Below are 20,963 nucleotides of genomic sequence, written 5' to 3' on the forward strand. Positions count from 1 at the left end.
TAATGGCGGCGGATTTCGTGTGGGGGCGACCTTGCGCCGCCCCCACATCGTCACTTGCGCACCAACTGGGGCTGCGGCTGGCGGCTTGCCCGCATCGTGAGGCCGATGAGAACGGCCATCAGCACGAAGCAGACCAACGAGGCATTCTGTGTGCCGAGATCGAAGCCGCCCTTTGCCAGCGGTTTGGTCAGGAGATCGCCGAATGTCGCGCCGAACGGTCGCGTAAAGATGAAGGCAACCCAGAAAAGCGCCACATCGTTGATGGCGTGGCTATAGTGCAGCAGGATCACGACCGCGATGACGGCGGTGCAGACCGCGGCGGCGGCGAGATATCCGAGCGAAAGATTGTCTACCAGGAAATCGCCATAGGCGGTGCCCAGGCTGTTGGAAAACAGCACAGCGATCCAGAACATCGCCTCGGCCTGGCGATGCCTTATGCCCTCGATGGAGAGCGTGCCCTCCCTCCTGTACCAGACCGCCAGCGCCACGAGCAGCCCCAGAAGCAGCAGCACCGAGCCGGTGGCGTAGCCAAGCTCCAGGGTCCGGTCCATCATGTCGGAAATCTCGGTGCCTGCAGTCGTCGTGCCGACGATCGCGGCCCAGAACAGGACGGGGTGATACTCCCGCGCCCGAATCTGGGCGGCGAGCAGCAGGAGCAGCAGGCCCCCGGTAATCGCCAGCCCTGCGACATAACCGAGGCCGAGCGTCTGGGCCAGAAAATCGCCCGCGGTTTCTCCAAGGGTTGTCGCCAGAATTTTCAGAAGCCAGAAGGCGGCCGTCACGGTCGCGATCTTGTTGCCGATCCGGGTCGGATCGGTCTTTTCCATGTTCGAACTGTTCATTGTCAATCCTGCTTACGGTTCACGAAGGCCCGGTCCCGGTGGTTCGGGGCAGGGTTTGGGCTGTCGGAAGACGGGCATCATGCGGGTCTGGACCGAAGGAGCGAGGGGCGCGGCAGGCGCAAGCGGCACGCGGCCCGGCGATCGAGGTGGGAGGCTATTTCATGATCTCTCCGGCGGGGCGATGTGCCCCGGCCCGGACGGCATTAAACGCCTTGCCATGCAGCCAGCTTTCAACCGGATTACAGATTTGTATAGTGAGCGAGAACCGGGCGTTAAGCCGCTCTCGTATCCGGACTGCCGCTGCTCCTTCCTTGAAGAACCGAAAGCTCCCCATGCGTATCCTGCTGATCGAGGATGATCCTTCCGTTTCCGCTTATGTCGCGCGCGGCCTCACCGAACAGGGCCATGCCTGCGATGTACTGGCTGAGGGCACCGACGGCCTGTTTCAGGCGACCCGCGAGACCTATGATGTGCTGGTGATCGACCGGATGCTGCCGGGGCTGGACGGGCTGTCGCTCGTTCGGGCCTTGCGGGCCGCAGGCCGCAGGACACCGGTTCTGTTCCTGACGGCGCTCGGCGGCATCGACGACCGGGTCGACGGGCTGGAGGCGGGCGCCGACGATTACCTGACCAAGCCCTTCGCCTTCGCCGAGCTGATGGCGCGCGTCAACGCGCTCGCCCGCCGCCCGCCGGTGCAGGAGGTGAAGACCGTGTTGCGCGTCGCCGATCTGGAGCTTGATCTGATGCGCAGGACCGCCGTCCGCGCCGGCCAGCCGATCGATCTCCTTCCCCGCGAATTCACGCTGCTCGAAGTGCTGATGCGCAATGAGGGACGGGTGGTGACGCGCACCATGCTTCTGGAGCGGGTCTGGGATTTCCATTTCGATCCCAAGACCTCGGTGGTGGAGACCCATGTCAGCCGCCTGCGCGCCAAAATCGACAAACCCTTCGAAACTGCCTTGCTGCACACGGTCAAGAACATGGGCTATTCGCTTCATGCGTCCCGCTGACCTGTGGCGGCACAGCTCGTTCCGGCTGGCGCTGGGCGTGACCCTGCTCGTGCTGACGACACTGATCCTTGCCGGCGGTGTCGGCTACGGTCTGATGCGGGAACGACTGTCGACGCGGCAGGACGCCCGCGTGACCGAGATCTTCACGGCCATCGCCCAGACAAGCCTGCTCAACGACCGGGTCGACCTCATCGAAGCCATCACCACCCGCATCCAGGCCAGTCCGGATCGATCGACCGCCTATCTACTGACGGACGACAACGGCCAGTTGCTTGCAGGCAACATAAGGGACACCGCGCTGCCACGCGGCTGGTCCACGATCGCGGCCGCCGAATTGGACATTCCCACCAATTATCTCTACCGGGTATTTTCAGGGCCGGCCGGGCAATACCGACTTACGGTCGCCCTGGCCAATTCCGATCAACAGCAGTTGCAAAACATCGTTCTCGGCGCCTTCGGATGGGCGGCCCTCGTTGCGGGGCTTGCGACCGTTGCGGCCGGCGCGATCCTCGCAGCGCGGGTCCAAAGCCGGCTTTCCAGCGCCGAGGCCGCCGTCGCCCTGCTGGCGCATGGCGATTTGTCCGCACGCCTGCCGGTTTCCGGGCGGGGAGACGATCTCGACCGCATCTCTTCGGCGATCAATGCCAGTCTCGTCCGGCTCGAAAGCTCTGTCGAGGCGATGCGGCAAGTCAGCGCCGATATTGCCCACGACCTGCGCACCCCCCTCAACCGGTTGCGCATCAGGATCGAGAATGCCGCCACCAGGCTTGCGGACGGCCTCCCCGCCGAAGACGATCTGATGGCGGCGATCGCCGAAAGCGACCGGATCAACGAGACCTTCTCCGCCCTGCTCCGCATCGCCCAGATCGAGAGCGGCGCGCGGCGCGCGCAGTTCACGACTGTCGATCTGACCGGCCTGATGCAGATCATGGCGGAGATTTATGCCGATGTGGCCGCCGACGCCGGCCATACCCTGTATCTCGATGTTACCGATCCAGCCCCGGTGAGCGGCGACAGGGAACTGCTGACGCAAACCCTGGCAAATCTCATCGAAAACACGATCCGCCATTGCGCCCCCGGCACGCGGATCACCTGCGCCGTGCGCGGAACTGCCGACCTGGTGATCGCATCCGTGAGCGACACCGGACCTGGCATCCCCGCGGAAGAGCGCGAAAAGGTCCTGCGCCGCCTCTACCGGCTCGAGCAAAGCCGAAGCACGGAAGGCACCGGATTGGGGCTGGCGCTGGTGAAAGCGGTGGCCGACCTTCACAGCGCCGATCTCGTGCTGGCCGATGCAGAACCGGGGCTGCGGGTTGCGTTGACTTTTCGGCGGAGCGTTGGAACGTGACCGCAAGGGTTCCCCCGAGCTTGTCGCTCTCCGAAAGGCCTGGGCGCTGATCGAGGAGGTGGACGCTCGGCGGTATGACGAAAGCGATTGCCGACGGCCTGCCGAAACGCCCGAACGACGAAGCCGTCGGCAGGCGGCCGTCGACCGTGGTTAGGAGGTCATCGTCGTGGTCGTCGGCGGCGTCATTCCGCGGCAGAATTAGGATTCCCTCATGGAAAACAGAGTGGCTGCCGTCTTCGGCCCCGGCACCAACGTGCTCTACGCGGCCAATGCCGTGCTCGATCTCGTCGAAGGCCGTATCGGGGCCGAGGAGGTGCCGCTGGCGAGGTCGTTCATTTTCGCGAACAGCACCTTTAGCCGCATCCCTTCGCATCGTCAGAGCCCCGCGACGCAGACATATTTGATCTCAAGGAAGCCCTCGATGCCGTATTTCGAGCCCTCGCGACCGAGGCCGGATTGCTTGACCCCGCCGAAGGGGGCCATCTCGTTGGCGATCAGGCCCGAATTCACGCCGACAATGCCGGCCTCCAGCGCCTCGGCCACGCGCCAGACACGAGCCATGTCTCTGGCGTAGAAATAGGAAGCAAGGCCGTATTCGCTGTCGTTGGCCATGGCGATGACTTCATCCTCGTCCTTGAACGAAATGATCGGGGCAAGCGGGGCAAAAGTCTCTTCGCTCGCGACTTTCATTGCCTGTGTGACGCCCGTGATGACAGTGGGCTCGTAGAAGGTGCCGCCAAGCGCGCTGCGCTTGCCGCCCGCAATGAGCGTTCCGCCTTTTTCCAGCGCGTCGGCTACATGCTCCTCGATCTTGGCCACGGCCTTATCGTCGATCAGCGGACCCTGCGTGATGCCCGCTTCCGTGCCCCGGCCGAGCGTGATGGCGGAAACCCTCGCCAGCAGCTTTTCCGTGAAGGCTTCCGCCACGCTTTCCTGCACATAGATGCGGTTGGCGCACACGCATGTCTGGCCGGCATTGCGGAATTTCGAGATCATCGCGCCTTCCACGGCCGCATCGAGATCGGCGTCGTCGAAGACGATGAAGGGCGCGTTGCCGCCAAGCTCCAGCGACAGGCGCTTGATACCGTCGGCGGCCTCCTTCATCAGCCAGCGGCCGACGCCGGTGGAACCCGTGAAGGTGATCTTGGCGACCTTGGGGTTATGGCAGAACTCCGTGCCGATCGGCCGCGCCTCGCCGGTGACGACGGAGAACACGCCCGACGGCACCCCTGCCCGCTCTGCCAGCACGGCCAGCGCCAACGCCGACAGCGGCGTCTGCGAGGCGGGCTTCAGGAGCATGGAACAACCGGCGGCGAGCGCCGGCCCCGCCTTGCGGGTGATCATGCCGTTCGGGAAGTTCCACGGTGTGATGGCCGCGCAGACGCCGACCGGCTGCTTCAGCACCATGATGCGCTGGCCGGCATTTGCGCCAGGGATGATGTCGCCGTCGATACGCTTGGCTTCTTCCGCGAACCATTCGAGATAGGCCGCGTTCGATACTACCTCGCCCCTGGCTTCCGCCAGCGGCTTGCCCTGCTCGCTGGTCAGGATCAGCGCGAGGTCGTCGGCATTGTCGAGAATGAGCTGGAACCAGGCGTTGAGCACCCTGGCGCGCTCCTTTGCGGTGCGTTTGGCCCAGAGCTTCTGCGCCACTTCGGCAGCGTCAATGGCGCTTCCCACCTCCTCGCGCGAGAGCGAGGGAACCTCGACGATGACGGAGCCGTCAAAGGGATCGGTGACGGCGAAGGTCTTGCCGTCCGCGGCGGAAACCCAGCGACCGGCGACGAAGGCCTTGTCGCACAGCAAGCTTGCATCCTTGAGAGCGACTTTGAGCGAGTGCGTCATGAGAAATCTCCGAAAAGCTTGAGGAAGGCGGGCGCAGCGAGCGACAGGCCGGACAGGAACAGAAGACAGAAGGCGGCGCGCCGGAGGCCGGTCGGCGTCAGCGGCGGCGGGTAGCGACGGGCGAGCGCGGTGAAGGCCATGACGACGGGAATACAGAGCAGGCCCCACCAGAAGGACGAGGACGGCATGTTCCCCGCGAGCCCCACAAGCACCAGGCGCAGCATGCCGTTGACCGCAAAGATGGCGACGAGCGTCTCGCGGATGGCAACCGGCCGGAGCGGCTGGCGATAGAAGTGGTAGACGAGCGGCGGGCCGGCGGTGGAGAACAGACCGCCCATGATGCCTGCAATGGCGCCGAAGAACACGAAGGAGCCCGCCCCCGAGGGCTTTTCAAACGGCGTGGGCCGCAGGAGAAGCTGGAGACTGGAGAGGAGGATGATTCCTCCGAGCGTGAGTTTCAGCCAGTCGAGCGAGGCGGCGACCATCAAGCCCAGCAGCCAGTAGCCGAGCACAAGGGAGGCAAGGCTGACGACGATGACCAGCAGGAATTCACGCCGTGCGATGTCGCGCCAGCCCTTGGCGAGCACCTGCGCCGCATTGACCAGCCCAAGGATGCCCACAAGCACCGCGGCATCCGGCAGTGGCACGACACCCGTCAGCCCCACCCCGCCCATCATCAGGAGACCGAGTGCGAAGCCGGTCAGCGTCTGCACGTAGGAGGCGCCTGCCGCCAGCAGCAGCAGGATGACGAGGCTGGCCGTATCCATGTTCAGAGTGTCCCGATGCCCGCAAACATCGCCGCCCGCTCCGCGCCTTCGCGATAGAAGACCGGCGGCTGTCCAAGCGGCGCGGAAACCGTTACCTCGCGACCACCCTCATGGATCGCACCACTCCAGACCTGTACCCAGCGCTCCCCTTTTGGCAGATAGACGGTCCGGTTTGTCTCCCCCGCCTTCCAGACGGGGGCGATCAGCAGGTCCGCGCCGTAGAGGTAGGCATCCTGGATGGCGTAAGTCGCGCAGTCGTCCTCATGATGCAGGAAGAGCGGGCGCTGGACCGGCAGGCCGGTCTCAGCGGCCTCGCCCGACAGCGCCTTCAGATAGGGCGCGAGATGCACGTAGATCGCCGTCATGCGCGCGAAATGGGCAAGCACCGCCTCGTCCTGGTCGATCTGCAGATTGTCGCGCGGGCGGTTGCCCTCATGGGTGCGCATGACCGGTGTAAACGCCGCCATCTCCGCCCAGCGCATCAGGAGTTCGGCCGTGCGTACGTTGCCGAAGAGGCTGGTGTAACCGCCGATATCGGAATGATGATAGGCATTGCCGAGCAGGCCGGAAGAGAGCGCGCCGGACATGACAGTCACGAGCCCGTCGTGGCGGGAAAAATCCACTGACTGGTCGCCGCCCCACAGCAGCGGGCAATAGGTCTGCACGCCGGTATAGCCGGCGCGCATGAAGAACAGCGCCTCGCCCGTCTTGCCGCGGCTTTCGACGGCGCGGGCATTGACCTCGGCCCAGAGCGTCGGCCAAGCATTGTGCATCAGCTTGGCGTCGACGCCGTTGGCAAGGTGCACGTCGATCGGCAGGTATTCGCCGAAATCCGCCATCCAGCCGGAAAGGCCGAAATCGAGCATATTCTCGCCGATCACCCGCTCGGCGAACCAGGCGCTGGCATCCGGATTGGTGAAATCGACCACGCCGCAATCGAACTCGCCGAAATCGACCAGGGCGGTCTTGCCCTCGGCATCCGTCGCGAAATAGCCCTTTGCTTCCGCTTCCGGGAAGAGCGAGCCATCGACGCAGAGATACGGGTTCACATAGCCGAGGAAGCGGATGTTCTCGTCGGCAAGCTCGGCGATCTTCTGTCGCAGGTGCGGATAGCGCTCCTCATTGCCCACCCAGTCCCAGAAGAGGCGCGCGCCGAAGGAGGTGTGGCGCAGCCCCACCCAATCCTCACACCAGAGGCCCGAAACCTTGACACCGGCGGCACGCATCTTTTCAAGACGCTCGAAGGAGGTCTTGCCGTCCTTGAGGCCGATGATCGCGCCGTGGTAGACCCAATCGGGCAATTGCGGCTGGCGACCGAAACGCAAAGAGAGTTTCGAAACGAGATCGCGGAAGGTACCTGCGGTGAAGAACTCGATCTTATCCGGCACTTCCCAAACTTCAACCTCGTGAAAACCCTCACGGCGGAAATCGAAGACGGCATAGGCCGTGGTATCGACATGCAGCGCATAGCGCCGCGACGAGACATAGGTCGGCTGCGGATAATTGGTGTTGTAATAGTCGCCGCCCGACTTGCCTGACACGTCGGACTGGAAGGTGATTTCGGTCGTCTTGTCGCGGCCGACGCCCGGCTCGGAGGTCCAGAGCGGGAAGCGGCGGCCGCGCAGGTCGAAATAGGACATCTGCTCGCCGCCGCCCCAAACGTGCTCGGCTTTTTCCGCGACGGTGCGCAGCCAGAGGCGATTGATGGATGCATCCGGCGCTTTCAGCCGAAGGCTGTCGCCTTCCACCGTCAGCACGAAGCGCACTGGCTGGCCGGGCGCGTTGGAGAGACGGATCGTGTTGCCTTCGACCTCGGCATGGGCGAGCGCTATGCGCTCGACCACATAGTCCTCGATGTCGAAATTGCCGCGGTACATCTCCATCCGCTCCTCGCCGTGGCCGACGAAGATGGCGGGATTTTCAGGCGTGTGGCGCAGGATCTCGCGGCCGTCGAGGCAAAGCGTGAAGCCGTTGGCGATCTTTTCGAGAAGCATGACAAAAACCTTCAATTCTGCGTGAGGCCGGCATCGACGATGAAATTGGCGCCGGTGCAGCCGTTGCTTTCGTCCGAGCCGAGGAAGAGTGCGAGGCGGGCGACATGGCCGGCATCGAGGCGGAATTTGAGCGATTGCAGGTCGATGAATTTCTGGCTTTCTTCCGGCCCGGCCCAGAGCGCCTTCTGGCGCTCGGTGACGACCGCGCCCGGCACGATGCAATTGACGCGGATACCGTCGGGGCCGAGATCGCGGGCGAGTGTGCGCGTCATGCCGTTGATCGCTGCCTTCGCAGTGGTGTAGCCGACCATCACCGGATTGCCGCGCATCCAGGAGACCGAGCCCATCATGACGATGGAGCCCCTGCCCTTTTCGCGCATGCCCTTGGCAACGGCTTGCGTGGCAAAGAACTGGTGGTCGAGGTTCAGTGCCAGCATGCGCCGCCAGTAATCGGGCTCCACCTCGTCCATACGGTGGCGATCGTCCTTACCGGCATTGTTGACGAGCACATCCACGGCCCCATGCCTTGCCTCAACCTCGGCCACTGCTGCACGGAGCGCCGGAATATCGGTGAGGTCGCAGGCGTGGAATTCCGCACCGGTCGCCTGCGCCGTCGCCTTGCCGGCTGCTTCGTCGATATCGAGGAAGGAAACATTGGCGCCCTGCGCGCGGAAGGCGCACACCATCGCCTCGCCGATGCCGGAGGCGCCGCCGGTAATCAGCACATTGCGGCCTTCGAGCGAATGGTAGCGGACGGTATCGTAGGTCATGGGCATGCCTCAGCGGGCTGGGTTGAACAGGGGCCGGGCGAGGCCGGCGACGTCGGTGCGCATGGAAAACAACGCGCCGGCATGCGGATATTCGGCAAGTTCTTCTGCGGGGCGGCCGATGCTGGCACTGGTACAGTAAAGTGTTTTCATATCCGGTCCGCCGAAGGCGATCATGGTCGGGCATTTCGCGGGCACCGGATACTCGGCAAGGAGTGTGCCGTCGGGTGCATAGCGCTGCACGCGGCCGCCTTCGAAGAGTGCCGTCCAGTAGCAGCCTTCTGCATCCACCGCGCCGCCGTCCGGGCGGCCCTTGTCGGTCTCGCTGCCGAAGCGAGCGAACACCTGGCGGTTCGTCGCCGCACCTGTCGCCGGGTCGTAGTCATAGATATAGAGCGTGTAGCGCAGCGTATCGGAATGATAGAGCCGTCGCCCGTCCGGCGAGAAGGCGACGCCGTTGGAGGTCAGCAGCCCTTCGGCGAGGCGCACCAGGCCGCGGCTGTCGTAACGGTAAAGGCTGGCGATGCCCTTTTCGCGTGTCTCGTCCACCGTACCCGCGACGAAGCGGCCGGCGGGATCGACGCCGCCGTCGTTGAAGCGGCTGATGGTCTGATCCTCGGGATTGTCGGCAAGCTTTTTCTGCGGCGTACCGTCAGCGTCAAGCAGCCAGAGACCGGAGCGCAGGCCGGCGATGAAGCCGCCGCCGCGGGCGAGAGCGATGCAGCCGACTTCCTCCGGCAATTCCATCGTTGCCAGTGCTTCCGTCGCGGGATCGTAGCGATGGATGCGGCAGCGCTTGATATCGACGAAATAAAGCGCCTGCTCGGCGACCGACCAGAGCGGGGATTCGCCAAGGGCGGCCTGAAAATCGAGAACGGGGCTGAAACCGTGTTCCACCGTCTTATCCTCAGTAAGCTGCCGTCGCCGCGGCGGGCGCCTGAGTTACGCCTTTCAGCTGGCCGAGCCATTCGTTGGCGCGGCCCGTCATCATGGCGATGTCGGAGGCGATGGCGGCAAAATCGTAGCCGTAGCCGAGGAAGCGCTTCACCATGTCGGGGTTGGGGCCGACGATACCGACGGGCTTGCCCGCAGCGTGCGCATCCTTGGCCGCCTTCTCGATCAGCGCCTGCACTTCGGGATGAGCGATATTGCCGATATGGCCCATGGCGGCAGAAAGGTCACCCGGACCGACGAACAGCGCATCGATGCCCTCGACGGCGGCGATCTCCGGCAGCCGCTCGATCGCCTCCGGCGTTTCGAGCTGGACGATGGTGCAGATGTCGTCGTTGGCGGTCTGGAGATAGTTCGGGATCGTGCCGAAACGCGAGCCGCGATGCACGGCGGCGACGCCGCGAATGCCGTGCGGCGGATAGCGCGTATAGGATGCCGCAGCCTTCGCCTCTTCCGCACTCTGTACGAAGGGCAGCATGACGGTGCGTGCGCCGGCATCCAGCGCCCGCTTGACCAGCACCTGATCGTTCCAGGCGAGCCGCACCACGGCGTCGGCCGGCGTGCAGCCGATAGCGCGCAGGATATGGGCGAGATCGGTGAACTCGACCGGCACATGCTCCATGTCGACGACGAGGAAATCGAAGCCGCCGTAGCCGAGCGCTTCCGCCGTCGCGGGGGCTGCGGCCATCAGCCAAGTGCCGAGCGGGGTAGCGCGCGTGGCATCGCCGAGCCAGGACTTGAAGGGGTTGTTGCTGCTCATGGGTCTTGTCCCTTAGTAGATCGGCGGTTCAGGCACGGGTTGCGTGCCGGTCAGGAAGTCGAAGTCGCAGCCCTCGTGCGCCTGGCTGACATGGCGCTGGTAGAGGGCGGCGAAGGAGCGTTCGTAGATAGGGGCGGAAGGCTTCCAATCGCCCCGACGGCGGGCCAGCTCCTCGTCCGAAACGCGCATGTCGATCGTGCCGGCGGCGACATCGAGGTCGATCAGGTCGCCGGTCATGAGCAGCGCCAGCGGACCGCCGATGGCGGCTTCCGGGGAGACGTGCAGGATGCAGGTGCCGTAGTGCGTTCCGCTCATGCGCCCGTCGCAGATGCGCACCATGTCGCGCACGCCCTGCTTCAGCAGCTTCTTCGGGATCGGCAGATTGCCCCATTCGGGCATGCCGGGCGCGCCGACAGGACCTGCATTGCGCAGCACGATCACCGTATCCTCGGTGATGTCGAGGTCGGGGTCGTCGAGCGTCTTGTTCATGGTGCGCGGATCATCGAAGACGATGGCCGGGCCGACATGCTTGAGGAACTTCGGATTGGCGGCAGAGGATTTCATCACAGCGCCGTTGGGGGCGAGGTTGCCGCGCAAGACTTCCAGCGTCTTGCCGCGCGAGAGCGGCACGACGGGATTGTCCTCGCCGCGGATCACCTCGTCGTTCCAGCAATCGGCCGCGGCGATGTTCTCGCCGAGGGTCTGGCCGCTGACGGTCGGCCGATCGAGCTTCAGGTGCCGCGAGAGCTTTTTGAGCATCGCGTTGACGCCGCCGGCGAAATAAAAGTCCTCCATGAGGTATTCGCCGGAGGGGAAGACATTGGCGACGACCGGCACTTTGCCGGCCATCTCGGCCATATCGTCGAGCGTCAGTTCGATGCCGACCCGCTTTGCCATGGCGATCAGGTGCACGGCGGCATTTGTCGAGCCGCCGAGCGCCATATAGGCGACGAGGCCGTTGAGGAAGCTGTCGCGGTTGAGGATTTTCGAAGGCTTCAAATCTTCCCAGACCATCTCGACGATGCGCGACCCGCAGGCCGACGCCATGCGCGTATGGCCGGAATCGACGGCTGGGATGGAGGAGGCACCCGACAGCGTCATGCCCATCGCATCGACAATGGAGGTCATGGTCGAGGCCGTACCGATGGTATTGCAGGTGCCGGGCGAACGCGTCATGCGGCTTTCGAGGTCCACCCAGTCGTCACGGGTGATGTTGCCGGCGCGCAGTTCATCCCAATACTTCTTGGTGTGGGTGCCGGCACCCGTCTTCACGCCGCGCCACTGGCCATTCGACATCGGGCCGGCGGGGCAGAAGATGACCGGGATATCCATCGAAAAAGCGCCCATCAGCAGCGCCGGCGTAGACTTGTCGCAGCCGCCGAGCAGCACGGCGCCGTCGATCGGGTGGCAGCGCAGCAGCTCCTCGCATTCCATGGCGAGAAAATTGCGGTAGAGCATGGTGGTCGGCTTCACCATGACCTCGCCGACAGAGATCGCCGGCAGTTCCACGGGATAGCCGCCCATCTGCCAGACGCCACGCTTGACGGCCTCGGCCCGGTCGCGCAGATGCGAATGGCAGGGGCTCATCTCGCTCCACGTGTTGATGATGCCGATCACGGGCCGGCCCATGAACTCCTCGCGGCGCATGCCCATCTGCTGGGTGCGCTGGCGGTGCGCGAAGGCCCGCATGTCGTCGGAGGCGAACCAGCGCTGGCTGCGCAGTTCGGAAAGCTCGCGCTTCTTCGTCTCACTCATCCCTTGATCCCCCCGGCGGTGAGGCCTGAGACGACACGTTCCTGGAAGATGACGATCAGCACGGCGACGGGCACGATGCCGACGACGAGCGCGGCGGAAATGACCGGCCAAGGGAAGGCAAACTCGCCCTGGTAGAGTTGGATGCCGACCGGCAGGGTGCGCAGCGACGGATTGGAATTGAAAGAGAGTGCCAGCAGAAACTCATCCCAGGCATTGACGAAGGCAAGGATACCGGCGGTGAAGACGCCCGGCGCGCAGAGCGGCACGACCACCTTGAACAGCGCACCCATGCGCGTGCAGCCGTCGATCATCGCGGCGTTTTCGAGATCGCGCGGAATGCCCTCGAAGAAAGAGACGAGCATCAGCGTGCAGACCGGCAGCGACAACACCGTATAGGGCAGCACCAGCGCGATCCAAGTGTTGAGCAGGTTCAGCGTGCGCATGATCTCGAACAGCGGCACGAGCAGCGTCACCAGCGGAAAGGTGGAGACGGCGATGATCAGCGACAGGATGAGGCCGCGGTAGCGCAGGTTGAGCCGCGCCAGCGCATAGGCCGCCAGCACCGAGATGAACAACGTCAGGCAGGTGGACAACAGCGCCACCATGAAGCTGTTGAACAGGAAAAGATGCAACGGCTGGTCGGAAAAGGCCTGCATGTAGTTTGCAAAGGTCGGGGCGTGCGGAATCCATGTGATCGGCTTGGCGGTCAGTTCCGCTTCCGTCTTCAGCGAGGTGAACAGTATCCACAGGGCCGGGAACATGCCGTTGACGATCAGCACGGCACCGGCGAGCAAACGCAGCGGGCGGCCGGAGAAGAGGCCGGAAAATCCGGAGGCGGCGACAGCGCTCATGGGCTTATTCCTTGGTCCGGATGGCGCGGAGATAGACGGCGGTCACGCACATCGACAGGGCGAACATCACGACGGCGAGCGCCGAACCATAGCCGAGATCGAGGAAGGAGACCGTGTTCTGGTGGATGTACATGGCGAGCGTCGCGGTGGAGGTGCCGGGACCGCCGCCGGTCATCATGTAGGGGATGTCGAAGGTTTGCAGCGCTGTGATGGTGCGGAAAATCAGCGCCACCACGATCGAGGGCTTCAAGAGCGGCAGCGTGATCTCGAAGAACTGGCGGATACGGCCGGCGCCATCGACATCGGCGGCTTCATAGAGCGAACGCGGGATCGTCTGCAGGCCGGCAAGGATGATCAGCGCCATGAAGGACGAGGTCTTCCAGATGATCGTCAGACAGATCGCGGCAAAGGCCCAGTTCGGCGAGTTGAACCAGATGATGCCCTCGAAGCCGAGGCGCATGAGCACGTCGTTGACGACGCCGTATTCCGAATGGAAGAACCAGGCGAAGATCAGGCCGGCGAAGGACAGCGGCAGCGCCCACGGAATGAGCAGCGAGAGGCGCACCGGCCACTGCACGCCAAAAGGGAGATTGGCGAGCAGGGCCAGTGCCAGCCCGACGAGGAGGGCGCCGGGCACGGTGATCAAGGTGATGAGGACGGTGTTCCAGGTGGTTTCCCAGAAGACCGGATCGTCCAGCATGAGGCTGTAGTTTTCGAGCCCGACGAATTCCGCCGGCAGGCCTGATGTCAGCGACAGGCTAAAGAAGCTTGTATAGCCGAGGCGCAGCACCGGATAGACGATGATCAGAGCAAGAAGGATCGCTGCAGGGGCCAGCAGAACCACGGCGAGCGCCCGATCGCCGAGATCGAGCCAGCGCGTCCAGGCCGGCGGGCCGCGATCGGCAGTGCTTGCCGCATTGATGGTGGAGGTGTTCGTCACCGGTGCAACTCCTGACAATTCAGGTTGGGGAGCCGGAAGGAAGGCGAACGACGCGCCTGCCCTCCGGCAGTTCCGATCAGCGCAGGATGCGCTTCAGCCGCGCTTCGATCTGGCTGGCGCCGTCTTCCGGCGTGGTGACGCCGGCAAGCACCGCGTTGACCGTCGTGCGGATGACTTCGCTGACCTCGTTGTAGCGCGGCGTCACCGGACGGGCCTTGGCGGTTTCGACTACCTGCAGCGCATCGGCAAACCACGGCACAGCCTTCAGTACTTCCTCGTTCTTGTAGGCGCCGGCATAGCTGGGCAACAGCGAACCGTTCGCCGCCATGAAGACGGAGACATCCTCGCCGGAAAGATACTCGACCAGTTTCTTGGCTTCGTCCTGATGGGTGGAATAGGCCGAAACGCCCCATTCCCAGCCACCGAGGCAGCTTGCCTGCTCGCCGCCGCCAAGGGCGGGAAGACGCGTCACGCCGACCTTGCCGGCAACGGCGGATTCAGCGCCCTGGAAATGCGTCCAGGCATAGGACCAGTTCACCGCGAAGGCGGCGCTGCCGGCCTGGAATTCCTTGCGCGTGTCGTCGGTCGCGACTTCCGCGATGTTCTTCTTGGCCACCCCGTCGTCGACGAAGCCCTTCCACAGCTTCAGCGAATTGACGGCCGCATCGTGATCGAAGGTGAGCTTGCCGTTCTCGACGAGGGTCTTGCCCTGGCTCCAATAGGGCAGCAGGAAGGTGCAGACCGCGCCCTCGATCGCCTTGCCCTGGAAGGACAGCCCCTGAAGCTCCGGGTTCTTCTCGCCGTCAGCGATTTTCTTGGTGGCGGCCGCCAGCTCTTCCCAGGTCTTCGGCGGGGCGATGCCGTATTTATCGAGCAGGTCTTTGCGGTAGTAGAGGAACATGGCATCGGCAAAGGCCGGCAGCGCCACGATCTTACCATCCACCGTATTGGCCTCGGCATAGGCCGGCAGGTAGACCGACATATCCTTGCCCTCGAAGTCGGACGTCCAGCCGGCGGCCGCATATTGCGCCGGGCGGATGACGTCGAGCATCAGGATGTCGAGGTTCGAATCCTTCGCCGACATGACGGTGTTGAGATACTGCGCCTGCGCTTCCGAGGTGTTGCCGCCGGTCTCGATCGCGATTTTCACGCCCGGATTGGCCGCCTCGTACTTGTCGAGCACCTTGCGCCAGACATCCGGCTGGTGCTGGCTGGAAACGAAGATCTTCAGTTCCGTATCGGCAAAAGCCGGCGTGATGGAACCGAGCATGCTTGCGGCGGCGAGCGCGGCCGCCATGAACCTGATATTCATTCTATCCTCCCGTGGATTGTCAGTTGATGACGCGTTCGCTCGCGGCATCGAAAAGATGGATTTTCGTCGGATCAACGCCGATGCGGAATTCCGAACCGGTTTCAGGCCGCGCCTCCGGTGGCATGCGGGCGGTCAGCATGTCCTCCCCGACAGCGAAATGGACCAGCGTATCGGAGCCGAGCGGTTCGACGACCTGCACGCGCGCCGATAGCGCCACCGCCGGATCGACGGCCGGACCGAAATGTTCCGGTCGGATGCCGACGACGACTTCGCGCCCGTCGAGCCCATGCTCGCGGCCCGGCCGCACGGCCGACAGCGCCAGCCGGTTGCCATTGGCGAAGATGAGACAACCCGCATCGACCTTGGCCTTGGCAAAATTCATCGCCGGAGAACCGACGAAGCCACCGACGAAGATGCTCTGCGGCCGGTTGTAGACCTCGTCCGGCGTGCCGACCTGCTCGATATCGCCGCCCTTGAGGATGACGATGCGGTCGGCGAGCGTCATCGCCTCGACCTGATCATGGGTGACATAGATAATCGTCGTGCCGATCTGCTGGTGCAGGCGCTTGATCTCGGTGCGCACCTGGCCGCGCAGCTTGGCGTCGAGGTTGGAAAGCGGCTCATCGAAGAGGAAGATCTTCGGGCGGCGCACGATGGCGCGGCCCATGGCGACACGCTGGCGCTGGCCACCGGAAAGCTGGCCGGGGCGCCGTTCCAGCAGATGGCCGATGCCGAGCATCTCGGCTGCCTCGTTGATACGCGCATCGGAATCGCGCGCCGGAATGCCGCGCACCTTCAAGCTGAAGCCCATGTTCTCGCGAACCGTCTTGTGCGGATAAAGCGCATAGTCCTGGAAGACCATGGCGATGTCACGTTCGCGCGGCGGCAGACGGTTGACCAGGGTCTCGCCGATGCGGATTTCCCCGCCGCTGATGCTTTCAAGGCCGGCGACCATGCGCAGCGTCGTCGACTTGCCGCATCCCGACGGTCCGACGAAGACCACGAATTCACCATCGCCGATCTCAAGGTCGATACCCTTGACGATGCTGAGCGCACCGTAACTCTTTTCCAGCTTTCGCAGGCTGACAGAAGCCATTCCTCTCTCCCAATCGCGGCCAGGTTCCTCCGGCTTGATGACAACAATAATAGCGCTACGATTCAAATGATGCAAGATGGCGCTCGAAAACTTATTTTTCGTTTCGAACGATGACGAAAGTGATCCGATATAGTTCGGAAAACGCTGTTAATTCATTGTACTATGCCAAAACTGGCGCGGCATTTTCATTGTCGAAATTCAAAAACTGTGCTATAAGTACGATAATAGCGCTACGGAGATGGCCATGGAAAAGATTATTCGGAAGCCGCCGCGCAATCGCCGCAAGATGCAGTCGGTAACGATGACCGACGTGGCCGAACTCGCCAATGTCTCGCCGTCCACCGTCTCACTCTTCCTGCGCAAACCGGAGGCGGTGTCCGCGAGCGCAAGCCAGACGATCAGTCGGGCGATCGACAAGCTCAACTACGTACCAAACCTGATGGCCGGCGGCCTGGCGGCCGCGTCTTCGCGCGCCGTCAGCATCATCGTACCGTCAGTCCGCAATGCCTTCTTCGCCGAAACGGTCTCCGCCATGCAGACGGCGCTGAAGAAGCAGCGCCTGCAACTCATCCTCGGCCACACTGAATATGACGAGCACGAGGAGGAGGAATTGGTTCGCATGGCGCTCTCCTGGGCGCCCGCCGCAATCGTGCTCACCGGTCTATCTCACAGCCCGGCGACCCGCCGCCTGCTCGCCAATGTCGCGATCCCCGTCATCGAGATCTGGGAGTTGGGCGGGCCGCAGATCGATTCCGCTATCGGCTTCCATCACGACCAGGTCGGTATCGCCGCCGCCGAGCACCTCATCCAGCAGGGCCGCCGCAACCTCGTCTTCCTCGGCGCACGCATGCATCAAGACCGTCGCGCCAAGCAACGCTGCGACGGCTTCCTGGAAGCCGCACGCAACGGCGGCGCCACCGCGCGGGTGGTGGAACATCCAGACGCCGCGTCCGCCGAAATCGGTGCAATGTTGCTTTCGGACGCTCTCAGGCTCTATCCGGATGCCGACGGCATCTCCTGCTCCAACGACCATATCGCGCTTGGCGCGCTGTTTGCCTGCGACCGGCTCAAGGTCGCTGTACCCGAGCGGCTCGCCGTCGTCGGCTTCGGCGACCTGAGTTTCAGCGCTGCCTGCAACCCGCCCCTCACCACCATCCGCCCCTCCGGCGACCTCATCGGGCGTGAAGCCGCACGGCTGATCGAAGACCATCTCAACGGCGAAAAGCCCGAGAGGCAGCTGACGATCGACACCCGCTTCACGCTGCAGCATCGCCGGAGCAGTTGAGGAAGCGGCAAGGTCTTCGCAGGCCGCAATGTCAGCCTCACTCGGGACGAACGCCGGACCGGCGAATATTGGGACTGCACGGACGACACGCCGTGTAATCCAAGGTGGAAAGGCGCCGTTCTCTAGGGTTATTGCTCGTGCATTGTCCGGGGCGAAGAGAGTGGGCGAACAGCCAGTTGCCTGAGCCGCCGGGGATGGCATGTCGCTTCCTTCGCGCGCCATCGGCAGAAATCGCAAGGGTTCGTGGAATTCCTGTCAGGAGCGGAGACCACCAAGGTCAACATCATCGAGGCTTCCTATCTGTCGCCTCAGACCGTGCTTTCCGCCGGTCCGGATTTCCAGACCGCCACGCCTTGGATCGAAAATGCCCGCGCCCTGATCGAAAGCGCAACCCTAGGGCTAGTAACGCCGCATTATAACGAGGTCAGAGAAGCCAACCGAAACGCTGTTCGATGTAGTCATGGGCGGCTCGCCACCGATGCGCACGATGTTTCGTAGGCCGCGCACGAAGCTTTTGCTGAGCTGCAAATCAAGAACTCATCTTTTCTGTGCATCATTTTCACGGCTTGAATTTTATTCCGGGTGCCGACACGGCGCCTATCCGATATGTTGACAACGCGGATCGGCAGCAAAAATTGCTACAGTATCAGATGGTTGAATGGTGCCGCTTACGTGACTCGAACACGTGACCCCGTCATTACGAATGACGTGCTCTACCAACTGAGCTAAAGCGGCCCGAAGCGTTCGCGGAGCAAGCCGTGAACGAATGTGAGGCGCTGATACAAGCAAACTTTGCGGATTTCAAGCCCGGATTTCAAACCAACCCCCGGAAAAACACCTCCCCCTCAAAGGGCCAGGCGCCGGCGGGCGGCGATGTATTCCTGCTCAAGCCGATCTACAAGCGTTGCGACCGGGGTGACCGATGTGACGGCGCCGATGCCCTGGCCGCTGCCCCAGATGTCCTTCCAGGCTTTGGCGCCGCTGGTCGCGGTCTCGAAATCCATCTTCGAAGGATCGGCTTCGGGAAGCGCTGCGGGGTCCATGCCGGCGGCAAGGATCGAGCCCTTGAGGTAGTTGCCGTGAATGCCGGTGAAATAGTTGGAATAGACGATATCGGCGGAATTGCTGTCGACGATCATCTGCTTGTAGGCATCACTGGCACGGGCCTCGCTGGTGGCGATGAAAGGGGAGCCGATATAGGCCATGTCGGCGCCTATCGCCTGCGCGGCAAGGATCGCGCCGCCGGTAGCGATCGCGCCCGACAGCAGCAACGGGCCGTCGAACCAGCTGCGGATTTCCTGAATCAACGCGAAGGGAGAGAGCGTGCCGGCATGGCCGCCGGCACCGGCCGCAACCGCGATCAGGCCGTCCGCGCCCTTGCGGATGGCGGAATTGGCGTGGCGATTGTTGATCACGTCGTGCAGGACAATGCCGCCGTAGGAATGGATTGCCGCGTTGACCTCCGGCACAGCGCCGAGCGAGGAAATGACGATCGGCACTTTGTATTTGACGCACAGCATCAGGTCCTGTTCCAGCCTGGCATTCGATTTGTGCACGATCTGGTTGACGGCGAAGGGGGCTGCCGGGCGGGTCGGATTCCTGGCGTTGTAAGCCGTGAGATCCTCGGTGATTTCGGCAAGCCATTCGTCGAGCTGCGAATGCGGGCGCGCATTCAACGCCGGAAAGGAGCCGACGACGCCGGCCTTGCATTGCGCCAGCGTCAATGCAGGATGGGAAATGATGAAAAGAGGTGCCGCCACGACGGGAAGGCGCGTGGTTCCGCTGAGGATGGCTGGCAGGGACATAGGGTTTTCCTCCTTCATCGATTTTTGACGTTTGCGTAAACGTAAGCTTTTGTAGCAGCGACGTGTGTGTTTGCCTAGATGCCACGAGGAGCATGAAATGCCGGGGATTATTGAGACCTTGCACGGACTCGACAGTCACGAGACTTGCAGATCGGGCCGGCAACCGTTACCCAATCGTTAATCGCAGGTGGGCATTGGCGTTTCAAGGCCGGTGGCGCGCTTTGCGGAAGGACCGGATGATGGCCTCGTTGGCGACCGCCAAGGGGTAGCGAAAGGACGGATGTGAGCGGACTGGAAACGGCAATACGGCAGGCGCTGGAGCGCTCCGACCGGACGAGCCCGGAAATGCGCGCCCGCATTTACCAGTCCGCGCGCAATGCGCTCGAAGCCGGCCTGCGCAAGCAGGATGTGCACGATCCCGAAGTGATCGCCCAACAGCGGCACAGGCTGGAAGTGCTGATCCACGCTATCGAGACGGAAGAGCGCACCAGCCTGAAAAAGCAGGCCGAGGCTGAAGCGGCCGTCGAAGCCCCGGCAACACAGGCCGCCCCGCCGCGCCAGGATGAGCCTTCGGTCGACAGTAGCCTCGACATCGCACCGGATCGCCGCGCCACCCGGCGCGAGGATGCAAGCCCGGCAAATCTTCGGGGCGAACCGCTGATAGCCACAAGAAGCGTCGAGCCGACAATCGCCCCCGAGCCGCGGTTGGCGCGCGACGCCGATGATGAATTGCACACGCCCGACCTTACGGCCGGCGACGGACCGCGGATCGAGGCGGATCGCAAGGACCGCGGCCGCAAGACCGCGATTGCGGTGGAAAAGACGAAGAAGCGCCGCTGGCGCAGCCGCATTTTCTCCTTCCTGATGGTGATTGCCGTGCTTGCCGCCGCCCTCGGCACCGCCGGCTGGTGGGTGATTTCGAGCGGCCTGCTGCAGACGGCGGCCGAGCGCGACGGAAGCGTCGCCAATCCGCCGGCCAGCGTCAGGTCGGAAGATTTTCCGGGTGGCCTTTCGACACTCGGCGCGCAGTCCGGCTTCTCCAGCGACTGGATTTCCGTCTATGCACCCGGCAGCGGCGATGGTCCGAAGGCAGGCGCGCGTGCCTCCGCCGATCTGGTGAGCGACGAGGGCGGGCAGCATCTGCGCATGGTCTCGTCGAGCGCCGAGGCCGATGGCGATATCCGTTTGCCGATCCCGGCTTCGGTGCTGGAGCAACTGTCCGGCAAGACCTCGACGATAGCACTCACTGTCCAGGCCGACATGGGCAAGACCACGCAGTTCTCCGTGGAATGCGATTTCAGCACCCTCGGCGAATGCGGCCGCCATCGCTTCACCGTCAATGACGAAAAGATCGATATGCTGTTCAAGGTCACCTTCGACCGCAGCCTTGCGCCGAACGAGCCCGGAAGCATCGTTCTCTCGAGCGACGTGACCGGCGCCGGCGAGAGCCTCAATCTCTTCGCCATCCGGGTTCTTCCGGGGCAGTAAGCGGGGCGCCAGCCTTTTGCGCCCTTTTCCCTTGCAGGGAAGATGTCCGCAAAGGTGACCGAGGGGTGATGCGGCATGTTCCAAGCATGCGGAAAGCCCCCATCCCGGCCTTCGAGCCACCTTCTCTCCGATGGGGAGAAGGGAAAA

Annotated in this window: 18 protein-coding genes, 1 tRNA gene and 1 pseudogene; 6 read left to right on the top strand and 14 right to left on the bottom strand. The window is 63.5% G+C overall.

Features of this window, described 5'->3' with window-relative positions; genetic code table 11:
* Positions 1-50: 50 nt before the first annotated feature.
* Complete coding sequence (locus ASC86_RS04850) at positions 51-842, bottom strand: hypothetical protein (RefSeq protein WP_244477522.1); 792 nt, start codon at positions 840-842, stop codon at positions 51-53.
* Positions 843-1,174: 332 nt separating this feature from the next.
* Here ASC86_RS04850 and ASC86_RS04860 point away from each other — a divergent pair, with 332 nt between their 5' ends.
* The 3 genes and pseudogenes from ASC86_RS04860 to ASC86_RS26475 all read left to right on the top strand — a co-directional run.
* Positions 1,175-1,852 (top strand): response regulator transcription factor, encoded by a 678-nt coding sequence (locus tag ASC86_RS04860; RefSeq protein ID WP_056316806.1) that lies wholly within the window; start codon positions 1,175-1,177, stop codon positions 1,850-1,852.
* The gene (locus tag ASC86_RS04865; protein ID WP_056316809.1) at positions 1,839-3,200 is read left to right on the top strand and encodes a HAMP domain-containing sensor histidine kinase; all 1,362 of its coding nucleotides are present in this window, start codon (positions 1,839-1,841) and stop codon (positions 3,198-3,200) included. Before ASC86_RS04860 ends, ASC86_RS04865 begins: the two co-directional genes overlap by 14 nt.
* Before the next feature lie 145 nt (positions 3,201-3,345).
* Positions 3,346-3,498, top strand: a pseudogene (locus tag ASC86_RS26475) (protein sbm); the annotation flags it as partial.
* Positions 3,499-3,575: 77 nt separating this feature from the next.
* Here the strand turns inward: ASC86_RS26475 and ASC86_RS04870 are convergent.
* From ASC86_RS04870 to ugpC, 11 genes are all read right to left on the bottom strand, one after another.
* The gene (locus ASC86_RS04870; protein ID WP_056316811.1) at positions 3,576-5,045 is read right to left on the bottom strand and encodes an NAD-dependent succinate-semialdehyde dehydrogenase; all 1,470 of its coding nucleotides are present in this window, start codon (positions 5,043-5,045) and stop codon (positions 3,576-3,578) included.
* Entirely contained in the window at positions 5,042-5,812 is a 771-nt protein-coding gene (locus tag ASC86_RS04875; RefSeq protein ID WP_056316813.1) for a TSUP family transporter, read from the bottom strand. The genes ASC86_RS04870 and ASC86_RS04875 overlap by 4 nt, the downstream gene beginning before the upstream one ends.
* Positions 5,813-5,814: 2 nt before the next feature.
* Complete coding sequence (locus tag ASC86_RS04880) at positions 5,815-7,806, bottom strand: alpha-glucosidase (RefSeq protein WP_056316816.1); 1,992 nt, start codon at positions 7,804-7,806, stop codon at positions 5,815-5,817.
* 11 nt (positions 7,807-7,817) lie between these two features.
* Positions 7,818-8,582, bottom strand: a complete 765-nt coding sequence (locus ASC86_RS04885; RefSeq protein WP_082509878.1) for an SDR family oxidoreductase — start codon at positions 8,580-8,582, stop codon at positions 7,818-7,820.
* A 3-nt stretch (positions 8,583-8,585) separates the two neighbouring features.
* A complete protein-coding gene (locus ASC86_RS04890) occupies positions 8,586-9,470 on the bottom strand; it encodes an SMP-30/gluconolactonase/LRE family protein (protein WP_056316821.1) in 885 nt (294 codons plus the stop codon).
* A gap of 10 nt (positions 9,471-9,480) precedes the next feature.
* The gene (locus tag ASC86_RS04895; RefSeq protein ID WP_056316823.1) at positions 9,481-10,284 is read right to left on the bottom strand and encodes an aldolase/citrate lyase family protein; all 804 of its coding nucleotides are present in this window, start codon (positions 10,282-10,284) and stop codon (positions 9,481-9,483) included.
* A 12-nt stretch (positions 10,285-10,296) separates the two neighbouring features.
* A complete protein-coding gene (gene araD, locus ASC86_RS04900) occupies positions 10,297-12,039 on the bottom strand; it encodes an L-arabinonate dehydratase (RefSeq protein ID WP_056316827.1) in 1,743 nt (580 codons plus the stop codon).
* Positions 12,036-12,890 carry a carbohydrate ABC transporter permease gene (locus ASC86_RS04905; RefSeq protein WP_056316829.1) on the bottom strand — a complete coding sequence of 285 codons (855 nt, stop codon included), beginning with the start codon at positions 12,888-12,890 and terminating at the stop codon, positions 12,036-12,038. Before ASC86_RS04905 ends, araD begins: the two co-directional genes overlap by 4 nt.
* Positions 12,891-12,894: 4 nt before the next feature.
* Entirely contained in the window at positions 12,895-13,830 is a 936-nt protein-coding gene (locus tag ASC86_RS04910; RefSeq protein ID WP_244477523.1) for a sugar ABC transporter permease, read from the bottom strand.
* A gap of 76 nt (positions 13,831-13,906) precedes the next feature.
* Complete coding sequence (locus ASC86_RS04915) at positions 13,907-15,127, bottom strand: ABC transporter substrate-binding protein (protein WP_244477540.1); 1,221 nt, start codon at positions 15,125-15,127, stop codon at positions 13,907-13,909.
* Between the two features lie 34 nt (positions 15,128-15,161).
* Entirely contained in the window at positions 15,162-16,238 is a 1,077-nt protein-coding gene (gene ugpC, locus ASC86_RS04920) for a sn-glycerol-3-phosphate ABC transporter ATP-binding protein UgpC (RefSeq protein ID WP_056316835.1), read from the bottom strand.
* A 244-nt stretch (positions 16,239-16,482) separates the two neighbouring features.
* Here ugpC and ASC86_RS04925 point away from each other — a divergent pair, with 244 nt between their 5' ends.
* Together ASC86_RS04925 and ASC86_RS04930 are read left to right on the top strand one after the other, a co-directional pair.
* Entirely contained in the window at positions 16,483-17,523 is a 1,041-nt protein-coding gene (locus ASC86_RS04925; protein WP_244477524.1) for a LacI family DNA-binding transcriptional regulator, read from the top strand.
* Between the two features lie 243 nt (positions 17,524-17,766).
* Positions 17,767-18,021, top strand: a complete 255-nt coding sequence (locus tag ASC86_RS04930; protein WP_056316841.1) for a hypothetical protein — start codon at positions 17,767-17,769, stop codon at positions 18,019-18,021.
* 161 nt (positions 18,022-18,182) lie between these two features.
* On the opposite strand, the gene ASC86_RS04935 is transcribed toward ASC86_RS04930, so the two are convergent.
* Positions 18,183-18,258, bottom strand: a tRNA-Thr gene (locus ASC86_RS04935).
* A 110-nt stretch (positions 18,259-18,368) separates the two neighbouring features.
* Positions 18,369-19,328 carry a nitronate monooxygenase family protein gene (locus ASC86_RS04940; protein ID WP_056316844.1) on the bottom strand — a complete coding sequence of 320 codons (960 nt, stop codon included), beginning with the start codon at positions 19,326-19,328 and terminating at the stop codon, positions 18,369-18,371.
* A 282-nt stretch (positions 19,329-19,610) separates the two neighbouring features.
* Between ASC86_RS04940 and ASC86_RS04945 the strand changes: the two genes are divergently transcribed.
* A complete protein-coding gene (locus ASC86_RS04945; protein WP_056316846.1) occupies positions 19,611-20,816 on the top strand; it encodes a hypothetical protein in 1,206 nt (401 codons plus the stop codon).
* Positions 20,817-20,963 lie beyond the last annotated feature (147 nt).

It is taken from the genome of Rhizobium sp. Root1212 (genome assembly GCF_001424985.1).
Lineage (GTDB): Bacteria > Pseudomonadota > Alphaproteobacteria > Rhizobiales > Rhizobiaceae > Pararhizobium.